This window comes from Candidatus Streptomyces philanthi, from assembly GCF_059553635.1.
Genome location: NZ_JCANQV010000036.1, coordinates 14,449 through 29,635, shown reverse-complemented (window position 1 = coordinate 29,635; position 15,187 = coordinate 14,449). Strand labels below are relative to the sequence as shown.

The following is a 15,187-nucleotide window of genomic DNA, read 5'->3' as shown; positions in this document are numbered from 1 at the left end:
CAGACGGCCAGTCGGCCGCCCTCCGGCGCGTGGACCCGGAACGCCACCGCGCAGTCCTCCGGGGTGAGCATCTGTCCCGGCTGGACGGCGAACGGTGTCAGCGCCGGACCCGCCGCCCGCAGGCACTCGGGGAACCGCACCGGCGCCGAGGAGCCGAGCACCCCCCAGCCCAGCAGCTCCCGGCCGGGCGCGTCGGAGCGGACGAGCAGCAGTCCGCTGTCCGGATCGGCCAGCAGCAGACGGTCGTTGCTGTCCTCGGTGATCTGCAGAAGCAGTGTCGTTTCACCGCCGCGGCCCAGATGCACCACCACGGTCTTGGTCCGCCCGTCCCGCTCCTGGTCGACCGCGAGCAACTGCCCGTCACGGTCCAGCCAGACACCGCCCGTGCAGCGTCCCGGCAGCTCCGCCAGGTGCTCGGGACCGTAACGGCCGCCGTGCACCAGCCAGAGCGAGGTGCTGCGCTCACGGCGCGTCAGCGCGTACCCGAGCAGCCCGCCGGGCGCGGGCGGAAGGAGTGTCAGCTCGGGCGCCTCGATCATGCCGAGCGGGACCTCTCCCGTCCCCGGGCCCGTGGGGTAGAGCAGCGCCAGCGCGAACCGCTCGCCGATCCGGCGGCGGATGAGCACCCGGCCGTCCGCGAGCGGCAGCACCTCGCTGTCCGGCTCCTCGGGGCGGCTGCCGGGAAGCTGCACCGCGTAGGGCTCGGGCCCGCTCATCGTCCAGCGCTCCGGGAACCACGCCCCCGGCGCATCCTCACGGCGTGTGAGCCGGGCGGCGTACGAACCGTCGGCGGTGATCGTCAGAGCCGCCCGGTGCACGCCTGTGAACTGGGCCGATTCCTCGTGTGTACGTACCGTCATCGAATGGTCACCTCCAGTCAGGTGACTGAAGGTAGTTATCGCACTTCCAGGCGATCAATACGAGATGCCCTACTTCACGCATACGTGTGGGAATGCCCCTGAAGTGCTGTACGGGCGGGGGTGGGTGTGCTGCCCCCTGCCCGGTGCGCATAAGGTCAGGCATACCTAAGTTGGCCTTGTGCTGCCCGGAGGGGGCGCGTCGCGCTGCCCCGACCGCGTGGTCCGGCCGCCGGTCCGACCCCTGGAGTACGTGATGTCCCTTCGCCGCCGCGGCGCCGCCGCCCTGGCCCTCACCGCCGCCGGAGCCCTGACCCTCGGGGCCTGCGGCACGTCCGACGACGGCGGCGGCAGCGGCGGAGCCGGCTCCAAGTCCGTCGCCCAGGGCGGCAAGGACTTCGGTAAGGCCGCCGAGGAGACCGCCAAGATGGGCACCGACGCCAAGCCCGGCGCCTTCCCCCGCACCCTCACGCACGCCATGGGCACCACCGAACTCAAGGCCGCCCCCCGGCGCGTGGTCGTCCTCGACGTCGGCGAACTCGACAACGTCGTCTCCCTCGGCATCAAGCCCGTCGGCTACGCCCCCACCGAGGGCGACGAGTCGCTCCCCGACTACCTCAAGAAGGACGCCGGCCACCCCCAAAGCGTCGGCACCATCAACGGCCTCAACCTGGAGGCCATCAACAAGCTCAAGCCCGACCTCATCCTCGGCAGCAAGCTCCGCGCCGAGAAGCAGTACCAGCAGCTGAAGAAGATCGCGCCCACCGTCTTCTCCATCCGCCCCGGCTTCACCTGGAAGGAGAACTACCTCCTCAACGCCGCGGCCCTGGACCGGACGGAGCAGGCCAGGGCCAACCTCGCCGCCTACGAGAAGAAGGCGCACCGGCTCGGCGCCGACCTCGGCGCGCACAAGCCGACCGTCACGATGCTGCGCTACATGCCGCAGTTCACCCGCCTCTACGCGCAGCAGTCCTTCATCGGCACCGTCCTCAAGGACGTCGGCCTGCCCCGCCCCGAGAACCAGCGGGTGAACGACCTCGCCGTCGAGGTCAGCCCGGAGAACATCAACCAGGCCGACGCGGACTGGATCTTCACCGGCGTCTACGGCGACCCCAAGGCCACCAAGCGCGACACCGCCGAGAGCAACCCCCTGTGGAAGAACCTCAGGGCCGTCAAGGAGGGCCACGCCAAGAACGTCAAGGACGAGACCTGGTACCTCGGCCTCGGCGTCACCGCCGCCAACAGCGTCCTCGACGACCTGCGCGGCTACCTCGTCAAGTGACACCCGCCCCGCCCCGGCCGCCCCGGCACCGGCGGCCAGGGGCGGCCGGTACGCGGGCGGGGGGTACCCTTCCCTCCGTGCCCGCACTGTCTGAAGTCCTCACCGCGCTCGACGCCCTGTGGCCCCCGGAGCGGGCCGAACAGTGGGACGCCGTCGGTACGGTCTGCGGCGACCCCGAGGCCGAGGTCCGCCGCGTCCTGTTCGCCGTCGACCCCGTCCAGGAGATCGCCGACGAGGCCGTCACCCTCGGTGCCGACCTCCTCGTCACCCACCACCCGCTCTATCTGCGCGGGACGACGACGGTCGCGGCGTCCACCTTCAAGGGCAGGGTCGTGCACACGCTCATCAAGCACGACATCGCCCTGCACGTCGCGCACACCAACGCCGACACCGCCGACCCCGGTGTCTCGGACGCCCTCGCCGGAGCGCTGGACCTGCGGGTCCTCGCCCCGCTGGTGCCCGACCCCACGGACCCGGCGGGCCGCCGCGGCCTGGGCCGGATCTGCGAACTCGACCACCCGATGAGCCTGGCCGAGTTCGCCCGGTACGCCGCGGCCCGGCTGCCGGCCACCGTCCAGGGAGTACGCGCGGCAGGCGACCCGGACCGCGAGATCCGCACCGTCGCGGTCTCCGGCGGCTCGGGCGACAGCCTCTTCGGCGACGCGCGGGCGGCCGGTGTGGACGCTTTCCTCACCGCCGACCTGCGCCACCACCCGGCCTCCGAGGCCACCCAGCACAGCCCGCTGGCACTGCTGGACGCCGCCCACTGGGCCACCGAATGGCCCTGGTGCGAGCAGGCCGCGGCCCAGCTCGACGCGGTCTCCGACCGGCACGGCTGGGGCCTGCGCACCCATGTCTCCCGTACGGTCACCGACCCCTGGACCGCCCACGCGGCGTCCACCCCCCTCTCCACCCCGACGCACACCCCAGGAGCCCCCCGCTGAACGCCGCGCCCGCCGACCAGATCCGCCTCCTTGAGGTCCAGGCCCTCGACGTCCGGCTCACCCAGCTCGCGCACAAGCGCAAGAACCTCCCCGAGCTGGCCGAGCTCCAGAGCCTGGAGGCCGACCTCACCCAGCAGCGCGACCTGCTCGTCGCCGCCCAGACCGAGGAGAGCGACACCGCCCGCGAGCAGACCAAGGCCGAGCAGGACGTCGACCAGGTCCGCCGGCGCGCCGCCCGCAACCAGCAGCGCCTGGACTCCGGCGCCGTCACCTCCCCCAAGGACCTGGAGAACCTCCAGCACGAACTCGCCTCGCTCGCCAAGCGCCAGGGCGACCTGGAGGACGTCGTCCTGGAGGTCATGGAGCGCCGTGAGTCCGCGCAGGCGCGGGTCGCCGAGCTGACCGAGAAGGCCGCCGCCGTCCAGACCAAGGCCGACGAGGTCACCGCCCGCCGCGACGCCGCCTGGGCGGAGATCGACGCCGAGGCCGGCACGGTCACCAAGGAACGCGAGCTGACCGCCGCCGACCTCCCCGCCGACCTGCTGGGGCTCTACGACCGGCTGCGGGAGAAGCACGGCGGCATCGGTGCCGCCCGCCTCTACCAGCGCCGCTGCGAGGGCTGCCGCCTGGAGCTGGACATCACCGAGCTGAACGACGTCCGCGCCGCGGCCGCCGACGCCGTCGTGCGCTGCGAGAACTGCAGCCGCATCCTCGTCCGCACCCCGGACTCGGGCCTGTAGGCCGTGGCCCGCACCTTCGTCGTCGAGGCGGACGGCGGGTCCCGCGGCAACCCGGGGCCCGCCGGCTACGGCGCCGTCGTCCTCGACCCGGCCACGGGCGAGACGCTGGCCGAGGCCGCCGAGTTCATCGGCACCGCGACCAACAACGTCGCCGAGTACCGGGGCCTGCTCGCCGGACTGCGGGCGGCCCACGCCCTCGACCCCGAGGCACGTGTCCGGGTGCGGATGGACTCCAAGCTCGTCGTGGAGCAGATGTCCGGCCGCTGGCAGATCAAGCACCCGGACATGAGGCCGCTGGCCGCCGAGGCACGGGCGGTCTTCCCGCCGGACCGGGTCACCTACGAGTGGATCCCCCGCGAGCGCAACAAGCACGCGGACCGGCTCGCCAACGAGGCGATGGACGCCGGGAAGAACGGCGGGCAGTGGGAGCCCCGCGACTCCCGGGCCGCCCTCGCCACCGAACCGCAGGGCGAGGAGGCCGCCGGCCCGACCGTCGGCTGGGGCACCTCCGCCGACCTCGGCGCCCCCGCCACCTTCGTCCTGCTGCGGCACGGCGAGACCGCCCTCACCCCCGAGAAGCGGTTCTCCGGCAGCGGCGGCACCGACCCGGAGCTGTCGCCCGCAGGACTGCGCCAGGCCGAGGCCACCGCCACCGCCCTGGCGGCCCGCGGCACCGTCCAGGCCGTCGTCACCTCCCCGCTCCGCCGCTGCCGGCAGACCGCCGGGGCCGTCGCCGCCCGGCTCGGCCTCGACGTCCAGGTCGAAGAGGGGCTGCGCGAGACGGACTTCGGTGCCTGGGAGGGCCTGACCTTCGCCGAGGTGCGCGAACGCCACCCCGACGACCTGGACGCCTGGCTGCGCTCCACCAGGACGGCCCCCACCGGCGGCGGCGAGTCCTTCGCGACGGTCGCCCGCCGGGTCGCCGCCGCCCGCGACAGGCTGCTCGCCCGCCACGCGGGCCGCACGGTCCTGCTCGTCACCCATGTCACGCCGATCAAGACCCTGGTACGGCTGGCCCTGGGCGCCCCGCCGGAGTCGCTGTTCCGCATGGAGCTGTCGGCCGCCTCCCTGTCGGCGGTCGCGTACTTCGCCGACGGCAACGCCTCGCTGCGCCTGCTGAACGACACCTCGCACCTGCGGTGACCGCCGCGTACGACACGGGCCCGGCACCTCGGTGGAGATGCCGGGCCCGCCTCGTACGTCCTCAGACGGCCAGTGCCGCCGCCCCCGCGGCCAGCTCCCGCACCCGGCCCCAGTCCTTCGCGGCCAGCGCGTCCGCCGGGAGCATCCAGGTGCCGCCGACGCAGCCGACGTTCGGCAGCGCCAGGTACGACGGTGCCGAATCCGGGCCGATCCCGCCGGTCGGGCAGAACCGCGCCCGCGGCAGCGGCGCGGCCAGCGACTTCAGATAGGCGGTGCCGCCGGCCGCCTCGGCGGGGAAGAACTTCATCTCCGTCACCCCCTCGTCGAGCAGCGTCACCACCTCCGAGGCCGTGGAGACGCCGGGCAGGAACGGCAGGCCCGAGTCCTTGAACGCCCCCAGCAGCCGGGGCGACCAGCCGGGGCTCACCAGGAACCGCGCGCCCGCCGCACGGACCGCGTCCACCTGCCCGGGATCGAGCACGGTCCCCGCGCCCACCACCGCGTCCGGCACCTCCTGGGCGATCGCCCGGATCGCGTCCGGTGCCGCGGGCGTCCGCAGCGTCACCTCGATCGCGGGCAGCCCGCCCGCGACCAGGGCACGGGCGAGCGGGACGGCGTCGGCGGCGTCCTGTACGACGACGACCGGGACGACGGGGGCGAGGCCGAGGACCGACGGGACGGCGGGCTCGGAGGGCACGGGGGAGCAGGCGGCGCTGGTCACGCCGCCCATACTGCCCCCGGGAGACACCCTCCGCAACGAGCGTTGCACATACTGCAACGCGCGGGGTCTACAGCTCCTTCACCACCACATCGAGCGCCCACGCCCGCCCCGCCCGCGCCGGCGGCTCCGCCTCGACCACGTACCCCAGCCCCCGCAACACCTCCACCAGCTCCGCGGGACCGGCCGGCACCGCCCCCGACACCAGCAGATCGCGCACCAGCCGCCCCTTGGTCGCCTTGTTGAAATGACTGACCACCGACCGCTTCTCCACCCCGTCCACGATCTTCGACTGGAGCACCCGCACCGTCGCCGTCCGCTGTGCCACCGCACCCTTCGGCCGCCACGCCGTCGCATACGCGGCCGACCGCAGATCCAGCACCAGGCCCGTACCGGCCACCTCCGGCAGCACCTCGGCCATCGGCGCCCGCCAGTACGCGCCCAGCGCACCCAGCACCGGCAGCTTCACCCCCATCGAGCAGCGGTACGACGGAATCCGGTCGGAGATCCGCACCGCCCCCCACAGCCCCGAGAACACCAGCAGCGACCGCTCGGCCCGCCCGCGCGCCGCCGCGTCCAGCGTCGCCAGACCCAGCGCGTCGTACAGCACCCCCGTGTAGATCTCCCCGGCGGGCCGCGCCCCGGCCGTCCGCAGCCCCGCGTTCTTGACGACCTCGTCCTTCAGCCCCTCGCTGAGCCCGAGCACCTCCCGCGCCCGGTCCGGATCGCCCGCGCACAGCGCCACCAGCTCGTCCAGCACCGCCGCCCGCGCCGCGGCCAGCCCCGGCAGCGACAGACCCGCCGGCTCCAGCGGAGCCCCAGGGCCTCCCGCGGCCTTCCCCTCGGACGGCGGCAACAGCACGAGCACGGTCTTCTCCTTCACGGCGGTACGACGGAAGCGGCCCGGCGGCGCCCGCCCGGCCCCCGCACAGGGTAGGTGCTGCCGTCCGCCGACAAGGAACACCAGGTCGGGCCGCATCCGCCGCGCCGTCCGCGCCCCGCCGTCCTACGCTCGTGCCATGCCCCGCCGTCCCCTCCACGTGACCGACGCCGCCGAGGCACCGCTGCGCACCGCACTGCGCGAACTGCGCTGGCGACTGGAGGTCCCCGACCACTTCCCGCCCACCGCCCAGGCCGAGGCCGACAGCGCCGCCCTCGCCCCGCGCATCCCCACCGCCACCGGCGACGTGGCCACCGCCGACAGCCTCGCCGACGCCACCGACCTCCCGCTGTTCACCATCGACCCACCCGGCACCCGCGCCCTCGACCGCGCCCTGTTCCTGACCCGCCGGCGCCGCGGTTACCGCGTCCACTGCGCCGTCGCCGACATCGCCGCGTTCGTCACCCCCGGCGGCGCCCTGGACGCCGAGGCCCACCACCGCGTCACCACTCTCCACTTCCCCGACACCCGCGTCCCGCTGTACCCCTACGCCCTCGGCGAGGGCGCCGCCGGCCTCCTCCCCGACCAGGACCGCCCGGCCGTCCTGTGGGAGCTCGACCTCGACACGGACGGCACCCTCACCCTCGCCTCCGTACGCCGCGCCCTCGTCCGCTCCCGCGCCCGCCTCGACCACGCGGGCGTCCAACGGGTCCTCGACGACGGCACGGCCGAGGAACCGCTCGCCCTCCTCCGCGAGACCGGCCTGCTCCGCGAGGAACAGGAGGCCGACAGGGGCGCGGTCTCCCTCCACGTCCCCGGACAGGAGATCGTCCAACGCCAGGGCCGCTACACCCTCACCTACCGCGCCCCGCGCCCCGCCGAACGCTGGAACGCCCAGCTCTCCCTGCTCACCGGCATGGCCGCCGCCGACCTGATGCTCGCCTCCGGCACCGGCGTCCTGCGCACCCTGCCCCTCGCACCCGACGGCTCCGTCACCCGGCTGCGCCTGACCGCCCGCGCCCTCGGTGTCGACTGGCCGCACCACACCTCCTACGCCGACCTCGTCCGCGGCCTCGACCCGCACCGCACCCCCCACGCCGCCTTCCTCCAGGAGTGCACCACCCTGCTCCGCGGCGCCGGTTACACCGTCTTCGACGGCACCCCGCCCACCCGGTCCGCGGCCCTCCACGCCGCCGTCGCCGCCCCGTACGCCCATGTCACCGCGCCCTTGCGCCGCCTCGTCGACCGCTACACCTCCGAACTCTGCCTGGCCGCCTCGGCCGGCACCGCACCACCCGACTGGGCCCGCGCCGCCCTCCCCGCCCTCCCCGCGGAGACGGAATCCGGCGCCCACCGCGCCCACCAGGTCGAACGCGGCTGCGTCGCCCTCGCCGAAGCCGCCGTGATGCACCACCACATCGGCGAAACCTTCGACGCCCTCGTCGTCGACACCGACCCCACCACCCCCACCCAGGGCACCGTCCACCTCCGCGCCCCCACGGTCACCGGCCACCTCGCCGCCCCGCCCGGCTCTCCGCCGCTTCCTCTGGGGCAGTACGTGCGGGTGCGCCTGGTGGCCGCCGATCCGGGGCGGGAGGGGGTGGAGTTCGTGCCGGAGTAGGGGGCCAGGCCGAGCCGCCCCGGGGCCCCGCCCGCCCCTCACGGCCACCCCGCCGCGGCGGCCCCCGTCCCCTCACCCGCCCCCGCTTCCCTCACCGCCGTCAGCAGCGCCGCCGCCATCTCCTTCGCATCGTCCGCATGGAACCGCACTGTGCGCACCGCCACCCGCTGCCCCAGCAGCCGCACCGCCTCCACGGGCTCGCGCAGCACCACCGTCACCGAGGTCTGCCCGCCCACCGCCATCTCCCACGGCGCGTCCTCCCCGGACCGGGCACCGGCTCCCGCACCGTCCGCCGCTCTGGTGAACCGCAGATCGTGGTGGACGGACGCGATCCGCTCCAGCGGAATCCGCAGCTCCGTCCGCGCCCCCTCCCGCAGCAGCAACGCGCCCGGCCCCAGCACATGCGGCCGGGTGACGGCGGCGGCCTGGAAGCCGAGCAGCATCGCCAGCGTGTAGACGTCGAGGACGAGCACCACCGCGTGCAGCACCGGACGACCGGCCAGCATCGCCGAGAGCCCGACCGTCTCCATCACGCACACGAACGCCAACCCGTACACCAGAGCTGTCTGCGGCCCCGCGTACGCGAACGCCCGCCCACCCACGGCCCCCAGGTCCCGCCTCCGCCCCACCCAGCGCAACAGGCTCAGCAACCACCGGCCCTCATACGCGACCAGCCGCCGCGCCCGCCCCCACACGCCCGCCTCGCTCATCCCGCCGCCTCCGTCCCCGCACCGTCCACACCGTCGATCACCAGCGTGATCCCCCGCCGCACGGCCGCCGCCTGCGCCGGCGCGAGATCGTCGAACAGCGCCCGGACGAACCCGTTCGCCCAGGCGTCCTCCCCGTCACCCTCCGTCCGGTCTCCGTCCGCGAGCCCGCCCCGCCCCCGCCCCTCCGCCGCGATCTTCGCGACCAGCTCCGGCGGCAGGCACCCGGCCAGCGCCCGCGCGGCCTCCTCCACCCGCCGGTCCCCGGGATCGGCACCCGCCAACTCGTCGAACATCGCGTACATGTCGTACGCCCGCTCCATCGCCCCCGGAGCCCCGAACGCCTCCGACAGCACCGACACGGCCGCCCCCCACTCCTCTCCCCGTCCGGCCGCGGCCTCCATGACCGCCAGGACCTGACGGTCGCGCACCGCGCTCTCCGGCTCCGGACCGGGCAGCGCCGCCGAGGCGCGCGCCATCCCGGCGAACAGCTCCGTCAGCCGGTCCGACAGGAGCCCTTCCTCCGGCAGCCCCTCGTGCTCCTCCGCCCGCCGCCGCAGCACCGCCAACCGGGCCCGCTGCTTCTTGATGCGCTCCTCCTGGCGGGCGAGATCGGCGTCCAGCCCGTCCAGGACCTCCTCCAACTCCCGCCCCGCGTCGTCCGCCAGCACGTCCCGGATCTCCTCCAACCCGAGCCCCACCTCCACCAGCCGCCGCACCCGCGCCAGCGCCACCGCGTCCCGCACCCCGTACTCGCGGTAGCCGTTGGCCCGGCGCGACGGCTCCGGCAGCAGACCCATGTGGTGGTAGTGCCGTACGGCACGCGTACTGATCCCGGCCAGCGCGGCCAGCTCCCCGATCCTCATGGCACCCATGAGAAACGTTGCCGCAACGACAAGGTCAAGCGACGGCCGCCGTCCGCCCCGCCCTCACCTGCGGGTAGCATGGTCGGCACGGCGGACGAGCCGGCCGGGCGGTCGCGTGGGGATCTTGGTCCCCCCGAGGAACGTCCGGGCTCCACAGGGCAGGGTGGTGGCCAACAGCCACCCGGGGTGACCCGCGGGACAGTGCCACAGAAAACAGACCGCCGGGGACCTCGGTCCTCGGTAAGGGTGAAACGGTGGTGTAAGAGACCACCAGCGCCTGAGGTGACTCAGGCGGCTAGGTAAACCCCACCTGGAGCAAGGTCAAGAGGGAGCACCCCGGTGCTCCTGCGCGGACGACCGAGGGCTGCCCGCCCGAGTCCGCGGGTAGACCGCACGAGGCTGCCGGCAACGACAGCCCTAGATGGATGACCGCCTCCCCGGCCGCCGCAAGGCGCCCGGGAGACAGAACCCGGCGTATAGGCCGACTCGTCCGCCCCATACGCCCCTGACCTGCGGCGGAGGGGCGTTTTCCGTGCCCCCGAAGCCTCCGTGGGGAGAATCTGGGGAGAATCCGCAGGAGCGCGTGGCTCGGGGGAGTCGCCCATCGCCGAGGCGCTGCCGCCGCTTTCTCCTCCCGCCAGCCACAAGCCGAGCGCCGCGATTCCGCGCCGTCCCGCTTCCGGAAGGAAGTGGATGTACGTTCGCAGTGTGAAAGCCGGGTCGCTGTGCCCCAGCCACTCCGCCAGCTTCGCGATCGTCTCGCCGGCCTGGAGAACGATGGACGCGAAGGTGTGGCGCAGGACGTGGAAGCCGTCCGCCCGGGGCATGTTCCACTCGACCCGACGCCATGGCTTCTTGCCCTTGCCCTGCACCATCGTGACCGTGGGCTCGGCGATGACACCGGCTGCGGCGAGCGCCGGCTTCCACTGCTTGCCGTCGAAGGTGCTGCGGTTGATGGCGCCGCGGCGCGGGGTCGTCACCAGCAGCCGGACCGTCTTCACAGGCCGCTTGTCCCATTGAGATCGTTTCATTCTGAATTCGCAGGTCGTGGTACTGGTGTGAGTCCGTGACGGGGTGCTCGTGCAGGTCGAGGGCGTGATCGTCTTGGGGTGATCGTTCGTCACCGGTGGATTTCGGTGTTCGCGAGGACGAGCAGGGCCCGCAGCAGGGTGGTGGCGTGACGGGCGTTCATGCGGGCCTTGGTCAGGACACGCCAGGTCTTCAGGTTCGCGAAGCCGTGCTCGACGGCGGCGCGTTCGCGGCTGACCAGCCGGTTCGCCTCCCTCTCGGCGTCGGTGAGGCGGTGGTCGCGGGTGGCCTTGCGGCCGGTGATGATCACGGGGTTGTCGTCGGGGTCGTCGTCCAGGCCGACGAAGCCGAGGTCGGCAAGGGCGCCGAGGCCGGCCGCGCGCAGATGCGCGGTGATGTGGTCGTGGCGGGCGGCGGTGATCTCGCCGGCCCGGCCGGGACGGGCCGAGGAGATCCAGATCAGGTTGCCTCTCTCGTCGGTCAGCGCGGGGAAGAGCAGGCCGTGGGCCTTGTGTTTCCCGCTGTAGTTCTTGCGGTTGGCCGCCCCGGTGCGGCGGCGGGTGCGGACCAGGGTGCCGTCCAGCAGAACCACTGTGCCGCCCCGCTTGGCGGTCTTCTTCAGGGCGCGGTCCAGGCGCGGGGCTTTCGCGGCCAGCAGGTCAAGTACTTCGAGGACCCAGCGTCGGACGGTGGCGGCCGGGACCGCATTGCCGCCGGCCATGTCGGCCAGGCGCTGGTCGTGACGCAGGACGGCCGGCACGACGATCGCTGGGTGCCCAAAGCGGCCTTGCGCCAGCGCGTGCCCAGTCGGCGACGGCGCCGTCGTATCAGACCGGCGACGGGATCGACGGTCCGCTTCGACACAGGAAGCCGGACCTGGTGGACAACACCGGGAGAGCCCCCGGCGGGCGGCTGCTTCTTCACACAGGCGCCAACTCCTGCCGGGGGTCCTCACGTTACGGCCGGAACCGGCCGCTCCGCCCGACGTCAGTGCGGCAGATGGCGCCCGGAGCCGTTCCGGGCCAGCCAGCCCCGGTCGGACAGCTTGCGCAACTGGCCTCGGACCGGCTCGGCCTTCCCCGGGGTGTCCTCCCGGCCCAGCGCGAGCGCGACGTCCTTGGCCATCACCGGCCCCGACGCAGCCGCCACGATCTCCATGATCCGCCGGTACTCCGGCGTCAGCACCTCCACCCCATGCCCTCCTCACGGTCGGGGACCAGCCGCATCCCACCCGCCCCGGGCGTCACCACCACCCGCTCCGGCTCCGGCTCCGGCTCCGGCTCCACGGTGCCCGACGGCCGCCGTCCCCCGTCCGTCGCCTCGGCCCACTGCCCGAACACCACCTCGGCCGCCTCAAGCCGCCCCGGCTCGGCTTCAACTTCCGCCAGTTCCTTGCGCAGCAGCCCGGCCCGCTCCGTCAGCCGCATCCGCCGCTCGATCGTCCACGTCAGCACGTCCCCCATGCGCCTCCCTCCCGCTGCGGAACCTACGAGACACCCGGACGCACCACCCCAGAATCCGCGAACCAGCCCATGGCAGACGATCACCTGCTAACGATCACGGCCGAGAGCAGCACGAGCACGTCAATCGCCACCCACACCAGCGGCCCGACCTGCGAATTCAGGATGAAAATCGATCATTGACGGCCGCCTCGCCACCTTGGAGTACAGCCTGCGCCATCAGTCACCCGGCGAAGTCTGATCGGTGCCGTCACCGGCAAGGCACCCGCATGGACCAGAGCAGAGCCTTCACCATGGCTGCCCTGGTCCTGCGGTCGTCTCAGCGTCCAGACCAGCGGACTGGTTTAAGCAGGTCAGGTACCCGGCTTTGTCGGATACGTTTCCTTGCTGTAACTGTCGAACACCATCACGCACGTCTTCGTGCTGTTGTCCCATGAGGCCGCCCACGCTTTCAGCAGGCGATATTGAGGCCAATTGGTCCTCCCCACCTGGTCGGGGGTCATGACAGCTTCGGAATCCTCGCCTCCAGTGTCGGCGTCGAACACAAACGCCACGTTGTCGTTGGGGTTTTCCTTGGTCGGGCCAGCCGACGCCCATCGCCACAACGGCCCGCTGTCCCCGGTCCACCAAGGGTTCTCGGTGGCTCGTTTGACGGTGATGCTGTTTTTCAGTACCTGCGTCACCTCGACCTTGTCGTTTGACTGGTCGAAGTCCTTGTTCAGCATGTACGCGAGACCGGTCTTAAGTCCCTCGGTTGGCACGCGCCTACTCCTTCGGCTTGTTGTGGAACGCCCTGATTTTTGCCTTCACACAAGATCAACGACCCCTGCTGCATACAGGCACGGCCCAATGGCGGCACCTGCTCTCGCTAGTGATCACGCCCCACACCGCACCCGGTCCCGAAGTATGCCTCGGGACCGCATTCATTCTCACAGGCCGGCGTCCGGTCGATACGGCACGAATAGGAGACAGCACCCCATGGGCACGACGTGGATACCCGGCGCTGAGCGCCTGGGCAGCGGCTCCATCGGCGGAGCCATGGACTCGCCCGGACGCCCCGGTCGCGTCGTGTGGCACACCACCGAGAGCGGCGCCGGTGACCAGGCATTCGACAGCGTCGCCCGCTACCTGGTCCAGATCGCCGCCCAGCCGCACATCCTCTACGACCCGACCACCGACCGCCTCGGCCAGTTCGGCTCCCTGAACGAGTCGGCCCGCGCCCTGCGCAACGACGGATCGAACCGCACCAACCGGACCGGACACGTCTGCATCCAGATCGAGGTCCTGGCCCGCGCCGCCCGGCCCTTCACCGATTACTGGCGCCCCGGCCCGAACTTCCGGTCGCTCATGTCCGCGATCCGCTCCTGGGGCATCCCCGACGCCTTCCCGATGGGCGCCCCGGCCCGCACCGCGGGTGCCGCCACCAACCGCAACCGCACCGTCTGGCACGCCGAGGGCGGCCACTACGGCCACTGCCACGTCCCCGGCAACGACCACTGGGACCCCGGCGGCATCAACCCGGCCGACCTCTTCAACGCGGCACCGGGCACCGGCGGCAACCACACCCGGCCGCTCGGCCCCACTTGGACGGTGAAGGCCGGCCAGACCCTGGCAGCGATCGCCGCCACCGCGGGAGTCTCGCTCGGAGCGCTCCTCACCGCCAACCCCCAGGTCCGCAACCCGAACCTGATCCACCCCGGCGACCGGATCACCGTCCCCGACCGCAACGACCAGGGGAGCACCAGGCCGACCACCCCGGCGAAGCCCCGCCCGCCGGCGAAGCCCCACCGCCCGTCGAACAGTCAGATCGGGGGCAAGACCTACGGCCCCGGGGCACGGGGAAGCCACGTCACGACCGTCGGCCAGGCCCTCGTCGCCCACGGCTTCGGCCGCTACTACCGCATCGGCCCCGGCCCCACCTGGACCGACGCGGACACCCGCGCCTACGCCGCCTGGCAGCGCTCCCTCGGCTTCCACGGCCCCGACGCCGACGGCATTCCCGGCCCCACCTCCCTCCGACGCCTCCTCGGCGGAGGAATCCACGCCAAGCCGCAGACCCCGCCGTCGTTCCCCGGCCGCGCAGCCGTCCGCTACGGCGCCCGCGGCCCCGCCGTCCTGAAGATCGACCACGCCCTGGTCCGCCACGGCTACGGCCGCTACCTCACCTACGGCCCGTCCGTCTCCTACGGCCACACCACCCGCGCCGGCGTGAAGGCGTTCCAGCGAGCCCAGGGCTGGCGCGGCACCGACGCCGACGGCAACGTCGGACCGATCACCTGGCGGAGGCTGATGCGATGACCGACCGCGACCCGCTCGGTGTGACGATCGGCGCCCGGGAAATCTACGACGAGGTCGTCGGCCTCCGCGAAGACGTGCGCTCCGTCGTCCAGAACTCCGAAAACGTCCGCGGCACCCTCACCGACCACGAAGACCGCCTCCGCGCCCTGGAGCGCTGGAAATATGCCCTGCCCCTGGCCCTGCTCACCGCCCTCGGCACAGCGATCACCGAAGCCCTCCGCGCCCTTCCCTGACCCCAAGGAGCCGACATGCGCGACATCCTCCGCAACAACCCGGTGATGGTCCGCTCCGTCATCGTCGCCCTGCTGTCCCTCCTCGGGACCGCCGTCCCCGCCCTGGCCGACATCGCCGTCAACGAAACCGTGATCGGCGCCGGAGTCGCCCTCGCCTTCATCTGGCTCGGCCTCGGCGCCCACCAACGCGTAACTCCGACACACAAGGTCACTGCCCCCGATGACGACACTCAGGTCTGATCGTTTCGGGCCACCGACGAATTGCCCCCTACCGGTATCCGGCTGGTAGGCACCGTCTTGTCCCCGGAACCTGCCTGCTGGACGGCGCTGCATCGTGGCTGAAATGCGTCCCCATCAGGTCGATTGTCAGTGCTGTATGTCATCGTCACTACCTGTGAGTCAGACGTAA

Annotated in this window: 17 protein-coding genes, 1 other RNA gene and 1 pseudogene; 10 read left to right on the top strand and 9 right to left on the bottom strand. The window is 72.8% G+C overall.

The genetic code is table 11. The features are described 5' to 3' along the window. Positions 1-860 (bottom strand): annotated as a pseudogene (locus tag AC51EU_RS07235) (hypothetical protein); the annotation flags it as partial. Positions 861-1,113: 253 nt separating this feature from the next. Here AC51EU_RS07235 and AC51EU_RS07230 point away from each other — a divergent pair. The 4 genes from AC51EU_RS07230 to AC51EU_RS07215 all read left to right on the top strand — a co-directional run bounded on the left by AC51EU_RS07230 (position 1,114) and on the right by AC51EU_RS07215 (position 4,966). After that, positions 1,114-2,139: an ABC transporter substrate-binding protein gene (locus AC51EU_RS07230; RefSeq protein WP_496265836.1), complete on the top strand. Its 1,026-nt coding sequence runs from the start codon at positions 1,114-1,116 to the stop codon at positions 2,137-2,139. Positions 2,140-2,216: 77 nt separating this feature from the next. After that, positions 2,217-3,083: a Nif3-like dinuclear metal center hexameric protein gene (locus AC51EU_RS07225; protein WP_496265835.1), complete on the top strand. Its 867-nt coding sequence runs from the start codon at positions 2,217-2,219 to the stop codon at positions 3,081-3,083. Beyond that, complete coding sequence (locus tag AC51EU_RS07220) at positions 3,080-3,823, top strand: zinc ribbon domain-containing protein (RefSeq protein ID WP_496265837.1); 744 nt, start codon at positions 3,080-3,082, stop codon at positions 3,821-3,823. The genes AC51EU_RS07225 and AC51EU_RS07220 overlap by 4 nt, the downstream gene beginning before the upstream one ends. Before the next feature lie 3 nt (positions 3,824-3,826). Then, the gene (locus AC51EU_RS07215; protein ID WP_496265834.1) at positions 3,827-4,966 is read left to right on the top strand and encodes a bifunctional RNase H/acid phosphatase; all 1,140 of its coding nucleotides are present in this window, start codon (positions 3,827-3,829) and stop codon (positions 4,964-4,966) included. A gap of 61 nt (positions 4,967-5,027) precedes the next feature. On the opposite strand, the gene eda is transcribed toward AC51EU_RS07215, so the two are convergent. Beyond that, the gene (eda, locus tag AC51EU_RS07210; protein WP_496265833.1) at positions 5,028-5,696 is read right to left on the bottom strand and encodes a bifunctional 4-hydroxy-2-oxoglutarate aldolase/2-dehydro-3-deoxy-phosphogluconate aldolase; all 669 of its coding nucleotides are present in this window, start codon (positions 5,694-5,696) and stop codon (positions 5,028-5,030) included. Between the two features lie 58 nt (positions 5,697-5,754). Further along, positions 5,755-6,552 carry a peroxide stress protein YaaA gene (gene yaaA, locus AC51EU_RS07205; protein WP_496265832.1) on the bottom strand — a complete coding sequence of 266 codons (798 nt, stop codon included), beginning with the start codon at positions 6,550-6,552 and terminating at the stop codon, positions 5,755-5,757. A 151-nt stretch (positions 6,553-6,703) separates the two neighbouring features. On the opposite strand from yaaA, the gene AC51EU_RS07200 reads away from it, so the two are divergent. Beyond that, entirely contained in the window at positions 6,704-8,185 is a 1,482-nt protein-coding gene (locus AC51EU_RS07200; RefSeq protein WP_496265831.1) for an RNB domain-containing ribonuclease, read from the top strand. Between the two features lie 38 nt (positions 8,186-8,223). Here AC51EU_RS07200 and AC51EU_RS07195 read toward each other — a convergent pair whose 3' ends face one another. Next, on the bottom strand, positions 8,224-8,895 hold the full coding sequence (locus tag AC51EU_RS07195) for a hypothetical protein (RefSeq protein WP_496265830.1): 672 nt from the start codon (positions 8,893-8,895) through the stop codon (positions 8,224-8,226). Further along, positions 8,892-9,758, bottom strand: coding sequence for a MerR family transcriptional regulator (locus AC51EU_RS07190; protein WP_496265829.1), 867 nt, complete (start codon positions 9,756-9,758; stop codon positions 8,892-8,894). The genes AC51EU_RS07195 and AC51EU_RS07190 overlap by 4 nt, the downstream gene beginning before the upstream one ends. 95 nt (positions 9,759-9,853) lie before the next feature. Here AC51EU_RS07190 and rnpB point away from each other — a divergent pair. Then, an RNA gene (gene rnpB, locus AC51EU_RS07185) (RNase P RNA component class A) lies at positions 9,854-10,251 on the top strand. 200 nt (positions 10,252-10,451) lie between these two features. Then, on the top strand, positions 10,452-10,778 hold the full coding sequence (locus AC51EU_RS07180) for a hypothetical protein (protein WP_496265828.1): 327 nt from the start codon (positions 10,452-10,454) through the stop codon (positions 10,776-10,778). A 100-nt stretch (positions 10,779-10,878) separates the two neighbouring features. Here the strand turns inward: AC51EU_RS07180 and AC51EU_RS07175 are convergent, their stop codons facing one another. The 4 genes from AC51EU_RS07175 to AC51EU_RS07160 form a co-directional block, all read right to left on the bottom strand. Beyond that, positions 10,879-11,547 carry a transposase family protein gene (locus AC51EU_RS07175; protein ID WP_496265827.1) on the bottom strand — a complete coding sequence of 223 codons (669 nt, stop codon included), beginning with the start codon at positions 11,545-11,547 and terminating at the stop codon, positions 10,879-10,881. A 227-nt stretch (positions 11,548-11,774) separates the two neighbouring features. Then, on the bottom strand, positions 11,775-11,978 hold the full coding sequence (locus AC51EU_RS07170; RefSeq protein ID WP_496265826.1) for a winged-helix domain-containing protein: 204 nt from the start codon (positions 11,976-11,978) through the stop codon (positions 11,775-11,777). Further along, entirely contained in the window at positions 11,966-12,250 is a 285-nt protein-coding gene (locus AC51EU_RS07165) for a hypothetical protein (protein WP_496265825.1), read from the bottom strand. The genes AC51EU_RS07170 and AC51EU_RS07165 overlap by 13 nt, the downstream gene beginning before the upstream one ends. Positions 12,251-12,600: 350 nt before the next feature. Continuing rightward, positions 12,601-13,008: a hypothetical protein gene (locus tag AC51EU_RS07160; protein WP_496265824.1), complete on the bottom strand. Its 408-nt coding sequence runs from the start codon at positions 13,006-13,008 to the stop codon at positions 12,601-12,603. A gap of 217 nt (positions 13,009-13,225) precedes the next feature. Between AC51EU_RS07160 and AC51EU_RS07155 the strand changes: the two genes are divergently transcribed. Genes AC51EU_RS07155 through AC51EU_RS07145 form a run of 3 tightly spaced genes read left to right on the top strand, consistent with a single transcriptional unit; the run spans position 13,226 to position 15,018 of the window. Beyond that, positions 13,226-14,545 carry a peptidoglycan-binding protein gene (locus AC51EU_RS07155; RefSeq protein ID WP_496265823.1) on the top strand — a complete coding sequence of 440 codons (1,320 nt, stop codon included), beginning with the start codon at positions 13,226-13,228 and terminating at the stop codon, positions 14,543-14,545. After that, a complete protein-coding gene (locus tag AC51EU_RS07150) occupies positions 14,542-14,778 on the top strand; it encodes a hypothetical protein (protein ID WP_496265822.1) in 237 nt (78 codons plus the stop codon). Before AC51EU_RS07155 ends, AC51EU_RS07150 begins: the two co-directional genes overlap by 4 nt. A gap of 15 nt (positions 14,779-14,793) precedes the next feature. After that, positions 14,794-15,018, top strand: a complete 225-nt coding sequence (locus AC51EU_RS07145) for a hypothetical protein (RefSeq protein WP_496265821.1) — start codon at positions 14,794-14,796, stop codon at positions 15,016-15,018. The last annotated feature ends 169 nt before the right edge of the window (positions 15,019-15,187 follow it).

Coding starts and splice junctions, on each gene's coding strand:
- AC51EU_RS07195 (WP_496265830.1), bottom strand. CDS start 8,895: ATGAGCGAGGCGGGCGTGTGGGGGCGGGCGCGGCGGCTGGTCGCGTAT.
- eda (WP_496265833.1), bottom strand. CDS start 5,696: ATGGGCGGCGTGACCAGCGCCGCCTGCTCCCCCGTGCCCTCCGAGCCC.
- AC51EU_RS07230 (WP_496265836.1), top strand. CDS start 1,114: ATGTCCCTTCGCCGCCGCGGCGCCGCCGCCCTGGCCCTCACCGCCGCC.
- AC51EU_RS07165 (WP_496265825.1), bottom strand. CDS start 12,250: ATGGGGGACGTGCTGACGTGGACGATCGAGCGGCGGATGCGGCTGACG.
- AC51EU_RS07190 (WP_496265829.1), bottom strand. CDS start 9,758: ATGAGGATCGGGGAGCTGGCCGCGCTGGCCGGGATCAGTACGCGTGCC.
- AC51EU_RS07200 (WP_496265831.1), top strand. CDS start 6,704: ATGCCCCGCCGTCCCCTCCACGTGACCGACGCCGCCGAGGCACCGCTG.
- AC51EU_RS07150 (WP_496265822.1), top strand. CDS start 14,542: ATGACCGACCGCGACCCGCTCGGTGTGACGATCGGCGCCCGGGAAATC.
- AC51EU_RS07180 (WP_496265828.1), top strand. CDS start 10,452: ATGTACGTTCGCAGTGTGAAAGCCGGGTCGCTGTGCCCCAGCCACTCC.
- AC51EU_RS07155 (WP_496265823.1), top strand. CDS start 13,226: ATGGGCACGACGTGGATACCCGGCGCTGAGCGCCTGGGCAGCGGCTCC.
- AC51EU_RS07145 (WP_496265821.1), top strand. CDS start 14,794: ATGCGCGACATCCTCCGCAACAACCCGGTGATGGTCCGCTCCGTCATC.